Annotated in this window: 19 protein-coding genes and 3 tRNA genes; 19 read left to right on the top strand and 3 right to left on the bottom strand. The window is 72.6% G+C overall.

Translation table 11 applies throughout. The features are described 5' to 3' along the window. Positions 1-146 precede the first annotated feature (146 nt). From ACWGKI_RS04625 to ACWGKI_RS04570, 12 genes are all read left to right on the top strand, one after another. A complete protein-coding gene (locus ACWGKI_RS04625) occupies positions 147-1,559 on the top strand; it encodes an FAD-dependent oxidoreductase (protein WP_452185054.1) in 1,413 nt (470 codons plus the stop codon). A 250-nt stretch (positions 1,560-1,809) separates the two neighbouring features. Beyond that, complete coding sequence (gene htpX, locus ACWGKI_RS04620) at positions 1,810-2,703, top strand: zinc metalloprotease HtpX (RefSeq protein ID WP_380242568.1); 894 nt, start codon at positions 1,810-1,812, stop codon at positions 2,701-2,703. Between the two features lie 47 nt (positions 2,704-2,750). Further along, a complete protein-coding gene (locus ACWGKI_RS04615) occupies positions 2,751-3,605 on the top strand; it encodes a potassium channel family protein (RefSeq protein WP_452185052.1) in 855 nt (284 codons plus the stop codon). 293 nt (positions 3,606-3,898) lie between these two features. Continuing rightward, complete coding sequence (locus ACWGKI_RS04610; RefSeq protein ID WP_380242563.1) at positions 3,899-4,126, top strand: Flp family type IVb pilin; 228 nt, start codon at positions 3,899-3,901, stop codon at positions 4,124-4,126. A 79-nt stretch (positions 4,127-4,205) separates the two neighbouring features. Further along, the gene (locus tag ACWGKI_RS04605; protein ID WP_452185050.1) at positions 4,206-4,583 is read left to right on the top strand and encodes a TadE/TadG family type IV pilus assembly protein; all 378 of its coding nucleotides are present in this window, start codon (positions 4,206-4,208) and stop codon (positions 4,581-4,583) included. After that, on the top strand, positions 4,571-5,560 hold the full coding sequence (locus ACWGKI_RS04600) for a pilus assembly protein TadG-related protein (RefSeq protein ID WP_380242559.1): 990 nt from the start codon (positions 4,571-4,573) through the stop codon (positions 5,558-5,560). The genes ACWGKI_RS04605 and ACWGKI_RS04600 overlap by 13 nt, the downstream gene beginning before the upstream one ends. A gap of 57 nt (positions 5,561-5,617) precedes the next feature. Then, entirely contained in the window at positions 5,618-6,340 is a 723-nt protein-coding gene (gene cpaB / locus ACWGKI_RS04595) for a Flp pilus assembly protein CpaB (RefSeq protein WP_452185047.1), read from the top strand. Beyond that, a complete protein-coding gene (locus tag ACWGKI_RS04590; RefSeq protein ID WP_452185045.1) occupies positions 6,337-7,170 on the top strand; it encodes an AAA family ATPase in 834 nt (277 codons plus the stop codon). The genes cpaB and ACWGKI_RS04590 overlap by 4 nt, the downstream gene beginning before the upstream one ends. Continuing rightward, positions 7,167-8,612: a CpaF family protein gene (locus ACWGKI_RS04585; RefSeq protein WP_452185043.1), complete on the top strand. Its 1,446-nt coding sequence runs from the start codon at positions 7,167-7,169 to the stop codon at positions 8,610-8,612. The genes ACWGKI_RS04590 and ACWGKI_RS04585 overlap by 4 nt, the downstream gene beginning before the upstream one ends. Beyond that, a complete protein-coding gene (locus tag ACWGKI_RS04580) occupies positions 8,609-9,541 on the top strand; it encodes a type II secretion system F family protein (RefSeq protein WP_452185041.1) in 933 nt (310 codons plus the stop codon). Before ACWGKI_RS04585 ends, ACWGKI_RS04580 begins: the two co-directional genes overlap by 4 nt. Positions 9,542-9,554: 13 nt before the next feature. After that, positions 9,555-10,460, top strand: coding sequence for a type II secretion system F family protein (locus ACWGKI_RS04575; RefSeq protein ID WP_452185039.1), 906 nt, complete (start codon positions 9,555-9,557; stop codon positions 10,458-10,460). Between the two features lie 177 nt (positions 10,461-10,637). After that, on the top strand, positions 10,638-11,273 hold the full coding sequence (locus tag ACWGKI_RS04570) for a TetR/AcrR family transcriptional regulator (protein ID WP_380242547.1): 636 nt from the start codon (positions 10,638-10,640) through the stop codon (positions 11,271-11,273). On the opposite strand, the gene ACWGKI_RS04565 is transcribed toward ACWGKI_RS04570, so the two are convergent. The 3 genes from ACWGKI_RS04565 to rarD are packed head-to-tail and all read right to left on the bottom strand — an operon-like array spanning position 11,242 to position 13,675. Further along, the gene (locus ACWGKI_RS04565) at positions 11,242-12,162 is read right to left on the bottom strand and encodes an HAD family hydrolase (protein ID WP_452185036.1); all 921 of its coding nucleotides are present in this window, start codon (positions 12,160-12,162) and stop codon (positions 11,242-11,244) included. The two genes, ACWGKI_RS04570 and ACWGKI_RS04565, sit on opposite strands and share 32 nt — an antisense overlap. A gap of 54 nt (positions 12,163-12,216) precedes the next feature. Then, positions 12,217-12,714: a YajQ family cyclic di-GMP-binding protein gene (locus ACWGKI_RS04560; protein WP_380242542.1), complete on the bottom strand. Its 498-nt coding sequence runs from the start codon at positions 12,712-12,714 to the stop codon at positions 12,217-12,219. A 22-nt stretch (positions 12,715-12,736) separates the two neighbouring features. Further along, entirely contained in the window at positions 12,737-13,675 is a 939-nt protein-coding gene (rarD, locus tag ACWGKI_RS04555) for an EamA family transporter RarD (protein ID WP_452185034.1), read from the bottom strand. A gap of 114 nt (positions 13,676-13,789) precedes the next feature. Here rarD and ACWGKI_RS04550 point away from each other — a divergent pair. The 7 genes from ACWGKI_RS04550 (at position 13,790) to ACWGKI_RS04520 (ending at position 17,812) form a co-directional block, all read left to right on the top strand. Further along, positions 13,790-13,871, top strand: a tRNA-Tyr gene (locus ACWGKI_RS04550). Between the two features lie 143 nt (positions 13,872-14,014). Beyond that, positions 14,015-14,087 (top strand) — tRNA-Thr (locus ACWGKI_RS04545). A gap of 62 nt (positions 14,088-14,149) precedes the next feature. Beyond that, positions 14,150-14,223: transfer RNA gene (locus ACWGKI_RS04540), tRNA-Met, on the top strand. Between the two features lie 90 nt (positions 14,224-14,313). After that, complete coding sequence (gene rpmG / locus ACWGKI_RS04535; protein ID WP_452185032.1) at positions 14,314-14,484, top strand: 50S ribosomal protein L33; 171 nt, start codon at positions 14,314-14,316, stop codon at positions 14,482-14,484. A gap of 32 nt (positions 14,485-14,516) precedes the next feature. Beyond that, positions 14,517-14,987: an FAS1-like dehydratase domain-containing protein gene (locus ACWGKI_RS04530; RefSeq protein WP_380242537.1), complete on the top strand. Its 471-nt coding sequence runs from the start codon at positions 14,517-14,519 to the stop codon at positions 14,985-14,987. Further along, positions 14,987-15,412: a MaoC family dehydratase gene (locus tag ACWGKI_RS04525; RefSeq protein WP_380242535.1), complete on the top strand. Its 426-nt coding sequence runs from the start codon at positions 14,987-14,989 to the stop codon at positions 15,410-15,412. Before ACWGKI_RS04530 ends, ACWGKI_RS04525 begins: the two co-directional genes overlap by 1 nt. A gap of 186 nt (positions 15,413-15,598) precedes the next feature. Continuing rightward, positions 15,599-17,812, top strand: coding sequence for an N-acetylmuramoyl-L-alanine amidase (locus tag ACWGKI_RS04520; protein WP_452185030.1), 2,214 nt, complete (start codon positions 15,599-15,601; stop codon positions 17,810-17,812). Positions 17,813-17,891 lie beyond the last annotated feature (79 nt).

The following is a 17,891-nucleotide window of genomic DNA, read 5'->3' as shown; positions in this document are numbered from 1 at the left end:
CGAGACAGCCTGTTCGCCGGATGAGACGGTTGTGGCACCCTGGGTAAGGCTGGACCCTGAGAGGTGAGGTAAGCCTCACCAGTTCGCAGGAGAATCCTCCTAGAATCGAACGCCACGCATCACCGATCCGGAAGGCGTACCCCGCAGTGAGCAGCATCCGACCTCTGCGCGTCGCGATCGTCGGCGCAGGACCCGCCGGCATCTATGCGGCGGACATCCTGTCGAAGACCGACCTCGACGTGAGCATCGACCTCTTCGAGCGCCTCCCCGCCCCGTTCGGCCTCGTGCGCTACGGCGTCGCCCCGGACCACCCCCGCATCAAGCAGATCATCACCGCGCTGCACCGTGTGCTGAGCCGCGGCGACGTCCGCCTGCTGGGCAACGTGGACTACGGCGTCGACCTCAAGCTCGACGACCTGCGCCAGTTCTACGACGCCGTGATCTTCTCGACGGGTGCCATCAAGGACGCCGCCCTGCCGGTGCCGGGCATCGACCTCGAGGGCTCGTACGGCGCGGCCGACTTCGTGTCCTGGTACGACGGCCACCCCGACGTGCCGCGCACGTGGCCGCTGGAGGCCAAGGAGGTCGCCGTCCTCGGCGCCGGGAACGTCGCCCTCGACGTCGCCCGCATCCTGGCCAAGCACGCCGACGACCTCCTGCCCACCGAGATCCCGGCCAACGTCTACGACACCCTCAAGGGCTCGCCGGTCACGGACGTGCACGTCTTCGCCCGCCGCGGTCCCGCCCAGGTGAAGTTCTCGCCCCTGGAGCTGCGCGAGCTCGGCCACGTGCCCGACGTCGACATCGTCGTCTACCCCGAGGACTACGACTTCGACGAGGGCTCGATGGCCGCCGTCGAGTCGTCCAACCAGACCAAGCAGGTCGTCAAGACGCTCACCGACTGGACGCTCGTCGACCCCGCCACGCAGAAGGCCTCCCGCCGGCTGCACCTGCACTTCCTGCACGCCCCCGTCGAGCTGGTCGGCGAGGACGGCAAGGTCACGGCGCTGCGCACCGAGCGCACCGCCCTGCAGGGCGACGGCACGGTCAAGGGCACCGGCGAGCTCCACGACTGGCCGGTGCAGGCCGTCTATCGCGCGGTCGGCTACTTCGGGTCGCCCCTGCCGGAGATCCCGTTCGACGAGCTCAAGGGCGTCATCTCCAACCGCGAGGGCCGCGTCGTCGACCTCGACGGCGAGCACCTGCCCGGCGTCTACGCCACGGGCTGGATCAAGCGCGGCCCGGTCGGCCTCATCGGCCACACCAAGTCGGACGCGTCGGAGACGATCCGCCACCTGGTCGAGGACGTCACCGGCGTCGGTGACGGCGGCGACGTGGCGACGGGCGACGTCACCGGCGGACGGACCGCGGCCCAGGCCGACCCGCAGGCCGTGCTCGACTTCCTCGTCGACCGCGGCGTGGACGTCGTCGAGTGGGACGACTTCGTGCTCCTCGACGAGCACGAGAAGTCCCTCGGCGAGCCGCACGGGCGCGAGCGCATCAAGGTCGTCCCGCGCGAGGAGATGCTCGACATCGCCAAGCGCCGCGCGTCCTCCTGACGCCGAGGCAGTTCCCTTCTCGCCGAGGTAGTTCCTGTCTCGCCGAGGTAGTCCAAGTCGTGCCGAGGTAGTTCCCACCTCGCCGAGGTAGTGGTCCCATCCGCTACCTCGGCGAGAAGGGGACTACCTCGCGGCATCTCGGCGCTGCTCGACGACGGCGGGAACCGCCGGGGCGGTCGGCGCGTTCAACCCCTGGGATCCTGCGGTGCGCGTGCACGGCAGGGGGCACGGAAAGGGGACGGCAGGACACATGGGCCACCAGCACTTCAACGGTCTCAAGACGGCGGCGCTCTTCGGCGTCATGTGGGCCGTGGTCCTCGGCCTGTGGGCGCTGTTCTTCCGGGGCAGCCAGGGCATGCTCGTGCTGTTCGTCGCGATCGGCCTGATCACGACGTTCGTCGGCTACTGGAACTCCGACAAGATCGCCATCCGCGCGATGCACGCCTACCCGGTGACGGAGCTGGAGGCGCCGGAGATGTACCGCATCGTGCGGGAGCTCTCCACGGCCGCCCGGCAGCCGATGCCCCGCCTGTTCATCTCGCCCACGCAGGCGCCGAACGCCTTCGCCACGGGCCGCAACCCGAAGAACGCCGCCGTCTGCTGCACCGAAGGCATCCTGCGCCTGCTCGACGAGCGGGAGCTGCGCGGGGTGCTCGGCCACGAGCTCATGCACGTGTACAACCGCGACATCCTCACGTCGTCGGTGGCGTCGGCGATGGCGGGCGTCATCACGTCGCTGGCCCAGTTCCTGCTGTTCTTCGGCGGCGGCGACCGCCGCGAGGGCGGCAACCCGCTCGCGGCGCTGGCGATGGCGATCCTCGCGCCGTTCGCGGCCATGATGATCCAGATGGCGATCTCCCGGACCCGCGAGTACGACGCGGACGAGGACGGCGCCAAGCTCACCGGCGACCCGATGGCGCTCGCCTCGGCGCTGCGCAAGCTGGAGTCCGGCACCGCCAAGGCGCCGCTGCCGCAGACGCGCGAGCTGCAGAACGTCTCCCACCTCATGCTCGCCAACCCGTTCCGCGGCGCGGGCATGGCGAAGATGTTCTCCACCCACCCGCCGATGGCGGACCGCATCGCGCGCCTCGAGAAGATGTCCGGCGGCACGGGGTTCGGACCCGGCGGGATCACCCGCTACTGACGCCCTCCGGGCGCGGACGGCGGCCGGTTCTGCCAGGCTGACCAGCGATGACTCGTGACGCGTCCGCCGCCTCTGAGCGTCCCCCGGCAGCGCCCGGCCCGGACGCCGGCAGGATGCGCCTGCGGCGCTGGCAGCACGCCACCGAACGGCCGCTCACGGCCATGTCGCTGCTCTTCCTGGTCGCGTACGCCATCCCGATCGCGCGACCGGAGGTCTCCGAGGACGTGCAGGCGGTCTGCTCGATCGTCCTGGCGATCGTCTGGGTGCTGTTCGTCCTGGACTACCTGGTGCGCGCCCGGCTGGCCCCGCGCCCGTGGCAGTACGTGCGGCGGCACCCCCTGGAGCTGGCCGTGGTGGTGCTGCCGGTGCTGCGCCCGCTGCTCCTGGTGTCCGTCGTCGTCCGCCTCAACCGGGTCAACGCGGTGCGGCTGCGCGGCCGGGTGGTGCGCTTCGCGGCGGCGGGCACGTTCCTCCTGGTGGTGGTCGGGGCGCTGACCGTGACGCAGGCCGAGCGCGGCGTGCCCGGCGCCAGCATCGTGAACCTCGGCGACGGCTTCTGGTGGGCGATGGTGACCATCACGACCGTCGGCTACGGCGACCTCGTCCCCGTCTCGCCGCTGGGCCGGCTCATCGCGGCCTGCCTCATGATCGGCGGCATCGCCCTGCTGGGCGTCGTGACGGCGACGCTCTCGTCCTGGCTGGTGGAGCGCGTGACGGTCGGCGACGACCCGGACGCGTCGACGGCGTCGGGCGGGTCGCCCGAGGGGGCCGGCGGCGCTGTCGGCGCTGTCGGCATGGTCAGCCAGGCGCAGGTGGCCCTGCTCGTGGCGGAGGTCCAGGAGCTGCGTGCCGAGATCGTCGAGGCCCGCCGGCAGGCGGAGCGCGACCAGTCCGACTCCTGAGCCGGTCCCCGGGCTGATCCTCGGGACCGGCATGCGCTGCGACACCCGGGCTCGAGCACAGCGAGACGCGGCGGGCGCGCTCCGACCCCGTGGCACGCCCCGACTCGCTCGATCATGCAATTTTGCCAGGTCTGCAATCACCTTACATCTGTGTATTTTCGCAGGCAGTAAACGTTCTTAAAGCAAACTCTTGCGCGTTGCGCATGTTTGCTCCTACAGTCATCTCCGGCTGCGGATGGCAGCCGACCACGCGCTCCGGCCTTCGGGGCACCAACTCCCAAGGAATCACCCTCATGAACCGAGTCGCTGCCTTCATCACGACCTCCCTCCACGTCTTCACCGACCGCCTGCAGGACCGCTCCCAGGACGAGCGGGGAGCCACGGCCGTCGAGTACGGCCTGCTGGTCGGCCTCATCGCCGTCGTGATCATCGCCGTGGTCGCGGCCCTCGGTGGCCAGCTGAACACGCTGTTCACCTCCGTGCTGACGAAGCTCGGCGGCACGGTCCCGACCGCGGGTTGACCGCCGCCGTCTCCCGGTGCGCCGACCACGCCGCACCGGGAGACACCCCCGGACGACCCGACGAGCACGAGGAGGACGCATGACCCAGCGCACCGAGCGCGGCGCCGCCGCGGTGGAGTTCGCGCTGGTCGTGCCGCTTCTCCTCGTGCTCGTCCTCGGCATCGTCGAGCTGGGCCGGCTCTACCACGTGCAGGCCATGCTCGACGGCGCCGCACGTGAAGGCGTGCGGGCCATGGCGCTCAAGAACGACCCGGCCACAGCACGCGCGGCGACACGCGCTGCCGCGTCCCCCGTGGCCCTGACGGACGGCCAGATCTCCGTGACGCCCACGTCGTGCGCGGGCACGACGGGCGCCAACGCCACGGTCACCGTGACCTCCCACCCGGACCTCCTGACCGGGTTCTTCGACTCCGACATCACGCTCACCGGGAAGGCGACGATGAGATGCCACGGCTGACGAGCGTCCGGGCCCGCCGCCCCACGAGCACGGTCCCCCCGGCGGCCGGCGAGCGCGGCGCCGTCGCCGTGATGACGGCCCTCCTGATGGTCGTCCTCATCGGGTTCGCCGCCATCGCGGTGGACGTGGCCGCGCTGTGGTCGGAGCGGCAGCAGCTGCAGACCGCGGCCGACGCGGCCGCCCTCGCCGTCGCGCAGGACTGCGCCGCCGGCACCTGCGGCACGCCGACCACGACCGCCCGCACGCTCACCACGGCGAACGCGGGGGCCGCTGCCACCGCGGCGGTCGTCGGCGCCCCGCCCACGCCCGGCGGGGGCACCGTCACGGTCAGCACCTCCGGCGTCAGCACCCACTGGTTCGCACCCGTGCTGGGTGTCGACGAGTCGACGGTCTCCGCTCGCGCCACCGCCTCGTGGGGTGGCCCGTCGGCCGGGACCGCGGTGCTGCCGCTGGCCTTCTCGTGGTGCGAGTTCCAGGCGCAGACCGGGGGAGGGCTCCCGTCGGGGACCACCGAGCGCACCATCTTCTTCACCAAGTCCTCCGGCACGTCCTGCACCGGCCCGTCCGGCAACGTCGTCCCCGGCGGGTTCGGGTGGCTGACCGTGAACGCCGGCTCGTGCCGGACGAGCAGCAGCGTGGGCGAGGTCCTGTGGTCGAGCCCGGGGGAGTCCGTGCCCTCGGGGTGCACCACGACCGACTTCGCCGCCGTGCAGGACCAGACCGTGCTGCTGCCGCTCTACGACCAGGCGGGCAGCTCCGGCAGCAACGCCTGGTACCGGCTCTACGGCTACGCCGCCTTCCGCCTCACGGGCTACCACTTCGTCGGCCAGTACTCGTGGAGCGCCGCCGGCACCTGCAAGGGCAACGTCCGGTGCATCCAGGGCTACTTCGTCCGGATCGTCGAGCTGGACGACAGCTTCACCCTGGGCGCCGGTGCCCCCCGCCTGGGCGCGTCCGTCGTCGCGCTCACGAACTGACCCCGCGCCGCCCTCGACGGCGACCGCCCCGCTCTCCTCGTCCCAAGGATCCCGACCGTGAACCGTCGTCTCCTCGCGGCCCTCGTGGCCGTCGTGCTCGCCGTCGTGGGCGGCGTCCTCCTCCTGGGCTACGTCGGCGCCTCCGACAGCCGCGCCATGGCCGGCATGCGGACCACCGACGTGCTCGTGGTCACGGAACCGATCCCGGCGGGCGCCGCCGCCTCGGTCGCGGCCGACCGGGTGACGCTCGAGGAGCTGCCCGCCAAGGCGGTCGCCGACGGCGCCCTCACCTCCCTCGACCAGGTCGCGGGGCAGGAGGTCGTGGCGGACCTCGTGCCCGGGGAGCAGCTCGTCGCCGCGCGCTTCGCCGCCCCGGCGCAGGACGCCGGCCCGCACGTGCCGAAGGGCATGCAGGAGGTGTCGGTGCTGCTCGAGACCCAGCGCGTGGTCGGCAGCACCATCGCGGCGGGCGACACCGTCGGCGTCTTCGTCAGCAAGGACGAGCCGGCCGAGACCCACCTCACCCTGCACAAGGTGCTCGTCACGCGCGTGCAGGGCGGCATCACCCCGGCGGCACCGCAGGACGGGGGCGACGAGACCGCACCACCGCCGACCGCCGCCCCGGAGGGCAGCGTGATGATCACGTTCGCCCTCACGGCGCACGACGCCGAGACGGTGGTCTGGGCGCAGGAGCACGGCCGCATCTGGCTGTCGCTCGAGCCCGCCGACGCCCGGCAGCAGGGCACCCGTACCGTGACCGAGGAGAACGTGGACGAATGAGCAGCCTGGCCCTCCCCGCGGCGAGCCCGCGGGACCGGGACGTGGAGCGTCCCGGCCGCGTCGTCACCGTCCTGTCGCCGAAGGGCGGCGTGGGCAAGACGACGGTCGCGACCAACCTCGCCGTGGGGCTCGCGCTCGCGGAGCCGCACTCCACCGTCCTCGTCGACCTGGACGTCCAGTTCGGCGACGTCGCCAGCGCGCTGGACCTCGCGCCGCAGCACGCGCTCCCGGACGCGGTCCGCGGGGCCGCCACGGGGGACGGGATGGTCCTGAAGACCTTCCTCACCCTCCACCCGGCCACCGGGCTGTCCGTGGTCTGCGGCGTCGACGACCCGGCCGACGCCGACGGTGTCACGGGCGCCGACGTCGACCACCTCCTCGCGGCGCTGGCCGGCGAGTTCCGACACGTAGTCGTGGACACCGCGCCCGGCCTGTCGGAGCACACGCTCGCGGCGCTCGACCGGACCACCGACCCGGTGCTGCTCGCGAGCATGGACGTGCCCGGGGTGCGGGGGCTGCGCAAGGAGCTCGACGTGCTCGACGCCCTCGGCGTGTTCCCGGACGGCCGGTTCGTCGCGATGAACTTCGCCGACCGCGCCAGCGGGCTCTCGCTCGCCGACGTCACCGCCACGCTCGGCACCTCCGTGGACCTCGTGCTGCCTCGGTCGCGCGCGGTGCCGGCGTCGGTGAACCTCGGCGTGCCGGTGCTCCAGAGCGGTGTGCGCGACCCCATCACGAAGCCGCTGCGGTCCCTCGCGGCGCGGTTCACGGACGAGGGGTCGCGCGTGACCGGGCGCCCGCGCGGACGGCACTTCGGAGGACGACGATGAGGCTCAGCGAGCGGCTCGCGCTGGCCGGCCGCGACGCGGCGCCGGCCGGCCCCGCGCCGTCCACCGCGCCGTCCGGGACCCCGCCGACCGCGCCCACCGCCGTGGAGACGGCGGGGCCGGACCCCGCGGACCCGCCGGCGGCCCCGACCTCCTCGGAGGGCCTCGGGAAGCTCAAGGAGAGCGCCTCGACCACCCTCTTCGAGCGGCTCGGCGCGCGCCTGGCCGACCCGACGATGAGCGAGGAGCGGCTGCACGCGCTGGTCCGCGGCGAGCTCAACGCCGTCGTCGAGGAGCAGGACCTGCCCCTCACGGCCGAGCAGCGCCGCCGCCTGGTGTCCGACGTGCAGGACGACGTGCTCGGCCACGGCCCGCTGCAGCACCTCCTCGACGACCCCACCGTGACCGAGATCATGGTCAACGGGCACGACCGCATCTACGTGGAGCAGGACGGACGCCTGCGCCTCACGGAGGCACGCTTCGCCTCCGAGGCGCACCTGCGGCGGATCATCGAGCGGATCGTGTCGCGCGTCGGGCGGCGCATCGACGAGTCGTCCCCGCTCGTCGACGCCCGCCTCGCGGACGGCTCGCGGGTCAACGCGGTCATCCCCCCGCTCACGTTCGGCGGGTCCTCGCTGACGATCCGCAAGTTCGCCAAGGACCCCTTCAAGGTGCACGACCTCCTCCGCTTCGGCACCCTCACGCCCGCGATGGCGGAGCTGCTGCAGGCCTGCGTGGAGGCTCGCCTGAACGTCATCGTCTCGGGCGGCACCGGCACGGGGAAGACGACGCTGCTCAACGTCCTGTCGTCGTTCATCCCCGAGGGCGAGCGCATCGTGACGATCGAGGACGCCGTCGAGCTCCAGCTCCAGCAGGAGCACCTGGTGCGGCTCGAGAGCCGCCCGCCGAACGCCGAGGGCAAGGGCGAGGTCGGCATCCGCGAGCTCGTCCGCAACTCGCTGCGCATGCGGCCCGACCGCATCGTCGTCGGGGAGGTCCGCGGCGGCGAGACCCTCGACATGCTGCAGGCCATGAACACCGGGCACGACGGCTCCCTGTCGACCGTGCACGCGAACTCGCCCCGCGACGCGATCGCGCGCCTCGAGACCCTGGTGCTGATGGCGGGGATGGACCTGCCGCTGCGCGCGATCCGGGAGCAGATCGCGTCGGCGGTCGACGTGGTCATCCAGCTCACGCGCCTGCGCGACGGCTCCCGGCGGGTGACGGCCGTGACCGAGGTGCAGGGCATGGAGGGGCAGACCGTCACGCTGCAGGACGCGTTCCTGTTCGACTACGCCGCCGGGGTCGACGCCGCCTCGGGCCGGTTCCTCGGCGTCCCCGTGCCGACCGGGGTGCGCCCCCGGTTCACGGACCGCTTCGCGGAGCTGGGGATCGCGCTGTCCCCGCACGTCTTCGGCGACGGGGCACCGGGAGGGCGGCGGTGAGCGCGGGGGTGCTGGTCGGCGCGGGCGCCGTGGCGGCCGGGGTGCTGATCATGGTCTACCTGGTGCTGACGCCGTCGGGCCGGCTGCCGCTCGCGCGCCGCCGCCCGGGCGTCGCCGTCGGGCCGGGGCTGCTCGAGCGGACAGCGGCGACCCTCACCGCCGCCCTCGGGTCGGTGCTCCGCCGGCGTGGCGGAGCCGGCGTCGGGGAGGCGCTCGAGCTCGCCGGGATCCGCATGCGGCAGCAGGACGCCGTGTTCCTGCTCCTCGTCGCCCTGGTCTCGATCGCCGGGCTCGGGCTGGTGCTGGTCGGGCCGCTCGCCGGGCTGCTCCTCGCGGTGCTCGTCCCGGTCGGGGCGCGGGCCGGGCTGCGTCTGCGGACCCGGCGGCGGCAGGCCGCCTTCGCCGACCAGCTCGAGGACACGCTCCAGCTCCTGGCCGGTGCGCTGCGCGCCGGGCACAGCCTGCTGCAGGCCCTGGACTCGGTCGCGCGCGAGGCCGAGGAGCCCACCTCGCAAGAGTTCGCGCGCGTGGTGAACGAGACCCGCGTGGGGCGCGACCTCACGCGCACGCTCGCGGAGACCGCCGTGCGCACCGCCAGCCAGGACTTCGACTGGGTCACCCAGGCGATCGCGGTCAACCGTGAGGTCGGGGGCAATCTCGCCGACGTGCTCGACGGTGTCGCCTCGACCATCCGCGAGCGGGGTCAGGTCCGCCGCCAGGTCAAGGCGCTGGCGGCCGAGGGCAAGCTCTCGGCGATCGTCCTCATGGCCCTGCCGGTCTGCGCCGCCGGGTTCCTCTCGGTGGCCAACCCGGGCTACGTCGCAGGCTTCACCAGCAGCCCGCTCGGCCTGGCCATGCTGGGGGCTGCGCTCGTCATGATGCTGGTGGGCGGCCTGTGGCTGCGCAAGACCGTCCGCATCCGTTGGTAGAGGGGTCGACATCATGACACCTGTGACGCTGGTCGCCGTCGGGGCGCTGAGCGTGTCCGTCGGCCTGCTCGCCTGGCTCGTGCTCGACCCGGCGCGGCACGACCGCCGGCGCGTCGTGGCCAACCTGCGGCGGGGGCTCGACCCTGCCGCGTCGTCCGCGGCGTCGGACCCCGCCGGGACGACCCGCCCGGGAGCCCCGGCCGGCCTGCACCGCCTGGTGCAGCTCGTGACGCCGCCGGGCGCTGCCCGCCGCCTGGACCGGCTGCTGTCGCGGGCGGGCCGGCCCCCGGGGTGGCCGCTCCAGCGCCTGCTGGGCGCGAAGGTGGTCCTCGCCGGCGTCGCCGGGGGCGCCGGTCTCCTCTACGCGGACGCCGTCGACGGCGCGCTCCCGGTGCTCCTCGCGCTGGTCGTGACCGTCGGCGCGTACTTCCTGCCGGAGCTGCTCCTGCACAGCAGGGGGCAGGAACGCGCCAGGACGATCGGGACGGAGCTGGCGGACACGCTCGACCAGATGACCATCGCGGTCGAGGCAGGGCTGGGGTTCGAGGCGGCCATGGCGCGGGCGGGGGAGACGGGCAAGGGGCCGCTGGCGGAGGAGCTCGTCCGCACCCTGCAGGACGTCCGGATGGGGCTGGCCCGCCGCCAGGCCTACGAGGCGCTGGCGCAGCGCGCCGACGTGCCGGACCTGCGCCGGTTCGTCCGGGCGGTGATCCAGGCCGACGCCTACGGCATCGCGATCGCCGACGTCCTGCGCACGCAGGCGGCGGAGATGCGGCTGAAGCGCCGGCAGCGGGCGGAGGAGAAGGCGATGCAGATCCCCGTCAAGGTCGTGTTCCCCCTCATGCTCTGCATCCTGCCCGTGCTGTTCATCGTCCTGCTGGGGCCGGCGGTGCTCACGGCCATGCAGACGTTCTCCTGACGTGCCGTCCGTCCGGACCGCAGGACGTCACCCGTTCTTCAGCCGCACGGGGGGTTCAGGAGGGTCGTCGCGCGGGTAACCTGGTCTCGGGGGTGCGCTACCGGCAGAATGCGCCGTTGCGTAAGTTTGCAGATTAGGCAATATCACCGATTCGGAGAGATCGGGTACGGTATCGCCATGAGCGCGACGGAGACCGCCGTGGATGCACCCGAGATCGGCCTGAGGGAACTCAAGAAGCAGATGACGCACGCGGCGATCGCGCACTCTGCCTTCCGTCTGACGCTCGAGAAGGGCATCGACCAGGTCACGATCGAGGAGATCGCGCGGGACGCCGTCGTCTCGACGCGCACCTTCTCCAACTACTACTCCTCCAAGGAGGAGGCGGTGGTGTCGGCGGGCTGGGAGGACCGGGGGCAGCTGCTGGCGGCGTTCGCGGCGGCCGTGCAGGAGGCTCCGCCGCTGCAGGCGCTGTGCCGGGTGCTCTCCGACCTCTTCGAGAGCCGCACCGCGGAGCAGCTGGACCACTCGCTCCAGCTCCTGGAGCTCGTCGAGCGCCACCCGTCGTTGATGCAGGCGCAGGTCGCGCGGTTCGCCTCGATCGAGGCCGACCTGCGCGAGGCCGTCGCGGCGCACACCGGCACGGACGTGGAGGCCGACATGTACCCCTGGCTCGTCGCGGCGGCCGCGATGGCCGGGCTGCAGGCGGCGCTGCGGCTGTGGGCGCCGTCGGGGCGCGGGGTCGACCACCTCGTGGAGCTCATCCAGGAGGCGTTCAACCAGGTCAGCGCGGGGCTGCCCGTCCCTGCCCGCTGAGGCCTGCCTGCCGCAGCGCGGCCTCGATCGTGCCGGCGACGCCGTCCTCGTCGTTGCCGGGCACGACGGCGTCCGCGCAGGCGAGGACGTCCGGGTGGGCGTTGGCGACGGCGTGCCCGCGTCCCGCCCAGCGCAGCATCAGCAGGTCGTTGGGCATGTCGCCGAACGCCCACACGTCGCGGGCGTCGACGCCGAGGCGTGCGCACCACCGGGCAAGCGCGACGTCCTTGGTCACGCCCGGCGGCAGGAGCTCGGCGAGGCCCGCGGCCCCCGAATAGTGCAGCTCGGCACGGTCGCCGACGACGCCGCGCACGCGGTCGAAGAACGCGTCCTGCGCGGCGTCGCGGACGTCCCCGCGCTGCACCACGCCGAAGCCCTGCACCGGCGTGCCCGGGCGGACGGCGAGGAGCTTGGCGACCGCCCCGTCCGCCGGGCGGAGCGACTCCTCGACGGGGACGGCGCGCAGGGCACGGTCGAGGTCCGGCTCCCCGTCGGGGAACCAGGGGTCGAAGGCGGGGCCGCGGGCGGTCTCGACCGCCAGCCCCACGCCGGGCACGACGCCGCGCAGCTCCGCGACGAGGTCGCGCACCACCCCCTCGTCGAACCCGCAGGTGTCGACGGCCTGCCCGCTCGCCAGGTCCCACACCGCGGCGCCGCCGAGGCAGATGACGCGCCCGTGCCCGCCGACCAGGTCGGCGAGGACGTCCAGCCAGCGCGGCGGCCGCGCGGTGACGAAGACGACCTCCGTGCCCGCCGCCTCCGCGGCGTGCAGGACCTGCCGCGTCCGTCCCGAGACCGTGCCGTCCGAGCGCAGCAGCGTGCCGTCCAGGTCCGTCGCGACGACGCGCGGCAGCCCTGCCCGAGCGCCCGAAGGGGCCCCGGTGCTCACCTGTCGGTGACGGGTCGCGGGTGCATGGTGGTCGATGCCGCTTCCTCGGACGGGCTACCGGTAGTTGACGAACTGGAGCGCGACGTCCAGGTCGGCGCCCTTGAGCAGGGCGATGACGGCCTGCAGGTCGTCGCGCGACTTGCTGGTCACGCGCACCTCGTCGCCGGTGATCTGCGTCTTGACGGCCTTGGGGCCCTCGTCCCGGATGATCTTGGTGATCTTCTTGGCGCTCTCGCCGGCGAGGCCCTCCTTGAGGGAGCCCGCGAGCCGGTACACCTTGCCGGACGACTCCGGCTCCTTGTCGCCGGTGTCGAAGGCCTTGAGCGAGACGCCGCGCTTGATGAGCTTGGTCTGGAAGACGTCGAGGGCGGCGAGCACCCGCTCGGCGGAGTTCGCCTCGATGACGATCGTCTCCTGGCCGCTCCACGCGATGGACGCGCCCACGCCCTTGAAGTCGTAGCGCTGGGAGATCTCCTTGACGGACTGGTTGAGCGCGTTGTCCACCTCCTGGCGGTCCACCTTGCTCACGATGTCGAACGACGAGTCGGCCATGACGGTCTCCTTCGGCTCGGTGTCAGGGTTCGGGGACCACCGTAGTGCGTGCGGCCCCGGCCAGGCGGGCGACGCGGGCCTGCCGGCTCCCGTCGACGGTGAGGATCACCAGCGCCACCCACACCAGCACGAAGCCCGCCCAGCGGGTGGGCGGCATGTGCTCGCCGAACACGAGCAGGCCGAGCAGGAACTGCAGCACGGGCGTGAGGTACTGCAGCATCCCGACCACCGACAGCGGCAGCCGGCGCGCAGCTGCGGAGAACAGCAGCAGCGGCAGGCCGGTGACGACGCCGCACGCCGCGAGGAGCAGCGCGTGGCCGGTGCCCTCGGTCGTGAACGTGCCGGCCCCGGTGGCCCCGAGCCAGCCGAGGTACGCGAGGGCGAACGGGGTGGCGACAGCGGTCTCCGCCGCGAGCCCGGGCAGGGCGCCGACGCCGCGTCCGACGCGGTTCTTCACCAGCGAGTAGAGGCCGAACGCGCCCGCCAGCACGAGGGCGATCCACGGCAGCCCGCCCACGCCCGTGGAGATGACCACCACGGCGGCGGCCCCGAAACCGAGGGCGACCCACTGCGCCACGCGCAGCCGTTCGCGCAGCACGAGCACCCCGAGCAACACGGTGAGCAGGGGGTTGATGAAGTACCCGAGGGCAGCGTCGAGCACGTGGTCGCTGAGGACGGCGTACACGTAGGTCGTCCAGTTCACGACGATGAGCACCGACGCGAGCGCGAGCGCGGCCATGGTGCGGCCGCTGCGCAGCACGGCGACGAACGACCCGAACGTCCGCGTGACGAGGAGCAGCACCACGCAGAACACGAGGCTCCACACCACGCGGTGGGCGATGATCTCCACCGGGCCGGCAGGCTCCAGCAGCGGGAAGAACAGGGGCATGGCGCCCCACAGCACGAACGCCGAGAGCCCGAGCGGCAGGCCCCAGCGGTCGGGGGAGGAGGGGGTCGTCACCGCCTCACCGTAGCGGGGGGCGGGCGGGGTGACGCGGGCCACCGCGCGACGATTTCCGCAGACGCCGTCGGGGGCGTTATGGTTCTACCCGCGAGCTCGTCTGCGAGCCCGCACGGCAGGTTGCCCGAGCGGCCAAAGGGATCTGACTGTAAATCAGACGGCTCAGCCTTCGGGGGTTCGAATCCCTCACCTGCCACCTCGACGGACGGGGCGCCACCCCTGGGTGGTGCCCCGTCCGACGTCCGGAGAAGGTCCTCGCGACCCCGGTGCACGGTGTGATCGAGCGGGTGTCCCGCGGATTTCGCCAGGTGCCGCGAGCCGTGTAGAGTCTTCTCCGCTGCCCCGATAGCTCAGTCGGCAGAGCGTCTCCATGGTAAGGAGAAGGTCAAGGGTTCGATTCCCTTTCGGGGCTCTGTGACAAAGGCGCGGGGCCGCCCCCTGAAACGGGCGGCGGTCTCGCGTTCCGTCACGCGCGGCGGGGTAGCTCAGCTGGTCAGAGCGCACGACTCATAATCGTGAGGTCGCGGGTTCGAGCCCCGCCCTCGCTACCGCCAACATCACGGTACGACGGCCGGCGTCGGACCGGCCTGTTCCTTGACGCACGTGGCGCCTTCCGGGGGCGCGAGAGGTGACACACCATGGCTTCCAAGAGCGCGGACGTCCGCCCGAAGATCACGCTCGCCTGCGTGGACTGCAAGGAGCGGAACTACATCACGAAGAAGAACCGCCGTAACGACCCTGACCGTCTTGAGCTGGCGAAGTTCTGCCCGCGCTGCGGCGAGCACACGGCGCACCGCGAGACCCGCTGACGCGACCGCGGTCGACACGACCCCTGACCGACGTGGCGAACCCCGACTTCGCTGGCCGTGAGTACGCGGCCACCGCTCCCTACAGCGTGGGGCGCGAGAAGCTCCGTGAGTTCGCGTCCGCCGTCGGTGCCCTGGACCCCGCGCACCACGACCTCGTGGCGGCGCGGGGTCTCGGCTATCCGGACCTCGTCGCTCCGCCCACGTTCGCGGTCGTCGTCGCCCAGCGGGCCGAGGGGCAGTACGTGCAGGACCCGGAGGCGGGGATCGACTTCTCGCGCGTGGTCCACGCGGACGAGAAGTTCGTGCACCACCGGCCGATCGTCGCGGGCGACGAGCTGGTGACGGTGCTGCACGTCGACTCGGTGACGGAGCGTGCCGGCATCGCCATGGTGACCACCCGGTGCGAGATCTTCGCGATCTCCGGCGACGGGTCCGAGGACGCGACGCGCGAGCCGGTCGCCACGGTCTCCTCGAGCCTCGTGATCCGCGGAGAGGACTCCTGATGGCCCGCCCCGTCCTCGCCGAGCTGTCCGTCGGTGACGTCGTCGCCACCGGCACCGTCGAGCTCGACCGCGCCCGGCTCGTGCGCTACGCCGGCGCCAGCGGCGACTTCAACCCGATCCACTGGGACGAGTCCTTCGCCACGGAGGTCGGGCTCCCCGGCGTCATCGCCCACGGGATGCTCACCATGGGCTCCGTCGTCGGCGTCGTGACCGACTGGGCAGGGGACCCGGGCGCCGTCGTGGCCTACCAGACCCGCTTCACCAAGCCGGTCCCGGTCCCGCTCCGCGGGACGACCGCCGTCGAGGTCTCCGCCGCGATCGGGGCGATCGACGCCGAGGCGGGCACGGTCCGCGTCGACCTCACGGTGACCCACGAGGGCGCCAAGGTGCTCGGCCGGTCGCAGGCGACCGTCCGCCTCTCCTGAGGCCACCGAAGACCCACGGAAGACCCGCCGAAGACCCCACCGGGACGGCCCGAGAGGGCCCGGCGACACGTCGCGCGTCCGCAGGACGAGATTTTTTACGGTTATCACTTCTCATGAAACGTGATTTCACGGTTCGATGACGTGGTGCGCCCCGAGCGCACTCCGTCCTCGAGAGGAGCACTCCCCGTGAGATCCGTACGACGACGCACCACCGGGCTGGCTGCCGTCGGCCTGCTCGTCCCCCTGGTCACCATCCCTGCCCTCACCGCGGGGGCCGGTCCTTCCACCACACCGTCCTCCGACGTGAGCTGCGACGCCGTCGTCGCGGCGCCGGACCAGGAGTCCGCGTTCGCGGCCGCGAGCGACGCCACCGGGGTCCCGGCCGACCTGCTCAAGGCTGTCTCCTACATGGAGTCCCGCTGGGACCAGCACGCCGGCACGCCCAGCGCCGACGGCGGCTACGGCCTGTTCAACCTGCTCGACCACGCGCCCGCGACGCCTGACGGGGCCGGCAAGGATGCCACGCCCCGCGCCGCCGTCAGCGAGCTCGACCGCGCCGCCACCCTGACCGGGCTGCGGGCCGCGGAGCTGAAGTCCGACGCGGCGGCCAACACCTGCGGCGCGGCCGCCCTGCTCGCCTCCTACCAGAAGTCGGCCGGTCAGGGCACGGGCGGCTCGCTCGCCACGTGGGAGACGGCCGTCTCGCAGATGAGCGACAGCCCGGCGTTCGCCGACCGCGTGTTCGCCACGCTGCGCCGGGGCGAGAGCCGCACCACCGACGACGGCGGGCGGGTCACCCTCGCGGCCCAGCCCGCCGCCGTGCTGCCCGACGCGGCCACCGCCGCGGCGAGCGACCCGGGCGCGGACTGCCCGGCCGACCTGGGGTGCGACTGGCTCCCCGCGCCGTACGAGAAGGGCAGCCCGAACCTGCCGGACAGCACCGGCAACTACGGCAACCACGACCAGGCCGACCGCACCGGCGAGGGCGGCCCGTCGATCGACTACATCGTCATCCACGACACCGAGGGCGGTTACACCGGGAGCGTCAACCTGGTCCTGGACCCCACCTACCTCGCGTGGAACTACACGGTGCGGTCCTCCGACGGGCACGTGGCCAACCACCTCGAGCCGGACGACGTGGGCTGGCACGCGGGCAACTGGTACATGAACATGCACTCGATCGGCATCGAGCACGAGGGCTGGGCCGGGACGGCGGGCTGGTTCACGGAGGCGATGTACCAGCAGTCCGCGGAGCTGGTGCGCTACCTCGGCGAGGAGTACGACGTCCCGCTGGACCGCGCGCACGTCATCGGGCATGACCAGATCCCCGGCATCCTGCCCGGCTCCACGAAGAGCGTGCACTGGGACCCGGGCCCGTACTGGGACTGGGACCACTACTTCGAGCTCCTGGGGGCGCCGATCGGCGGCGGCCTGAGCCCGACGACGGACGTCGCGCCCGGCGACGTCGTCGAGGTGGTCGCCGGCTACGACGACAACGCCAACCCGATCACCGGCTGCCAGCAGGCCTCGCCGGGTTCGGGGGAGTGCGTGCCGGGGGCCGGCACCAACTTCGCCGTGGCCTACCAGCAGCCGTCCCTCGACGCGCCGTACGCCCGCGACCCCGGCTGGAAGCCGAACGGTGCGGCGGGCACGACCTACGCCAGCGACATCAGCGCCCGCGTCACCTCGGGCCAGAAGCTCGTCGTCGCGCAGGTGCAGGGTGACTGGCTCGGCGTGTGGTGGGCGGGCTCCCTGGCCTGGCTGCACAACCCGGCCGACCGGCCGGTCGTCGTGCCGAGCACGGGCAAGACCGTGACGGTGAAGGGCGACAAGGCGGCCGCGATCTACGGCCGCGCCTACCCCGAGGCGGCCGCGTACGCGCCGTACCCGGGCATCACCCCGCAGGCCGTGACCCCGATCGAGTACACCATCGGCGTCGACCAGAGCTATGTGGTCTCCGACGACACCGTGACGACCGACTACTACAACGCCAAGTCGTTCGACGGCTCGATCCCTGACGACCGCACGGACGTGCGGGGGCAGGACGTCTACTACCAGCTCTGGTACGCCCACCGGCAGGTGTTCACCCGCGCTGCCGACGTCGTCCTCCACGACCCCGTGGTGACCGACGTCGAGGGCCCGAGCATCGAGGGTGCGCCCGAGATCGGCAAGTGGCTGACCGTGGACACCGGGCAGTACCTGCCCGGGTCGGACGACACGACGGTCGAGGTGCAGTGGCTGCGGGACGGTACGGCGGTGCCCGGAGCGACGGGTGCCCGCTACCACGTCACCGGTCGTGACCGTGGCGCGGACCTCTCGGTCGAGGTGACCGTGTCGGCGCCGGGGTACACCTCGGCGACGTTCACGGCCGACGCCACCGGTCCGGTGGTGCCGCACTGACCGCTCTGCTGACAGGTCCGCTGACAGGTCTGCCGAAGTAGCACGGGCCTCGCCGAGGTAGTGGAATCCACTACCTCGG

The sequence above is a fragment of the Isoptericola sp. NPDC055881 genome (assembly GCF_053615895.1).
This window is presented reverse-complemented; position numbering and strand designations above follow the sequence as displayed.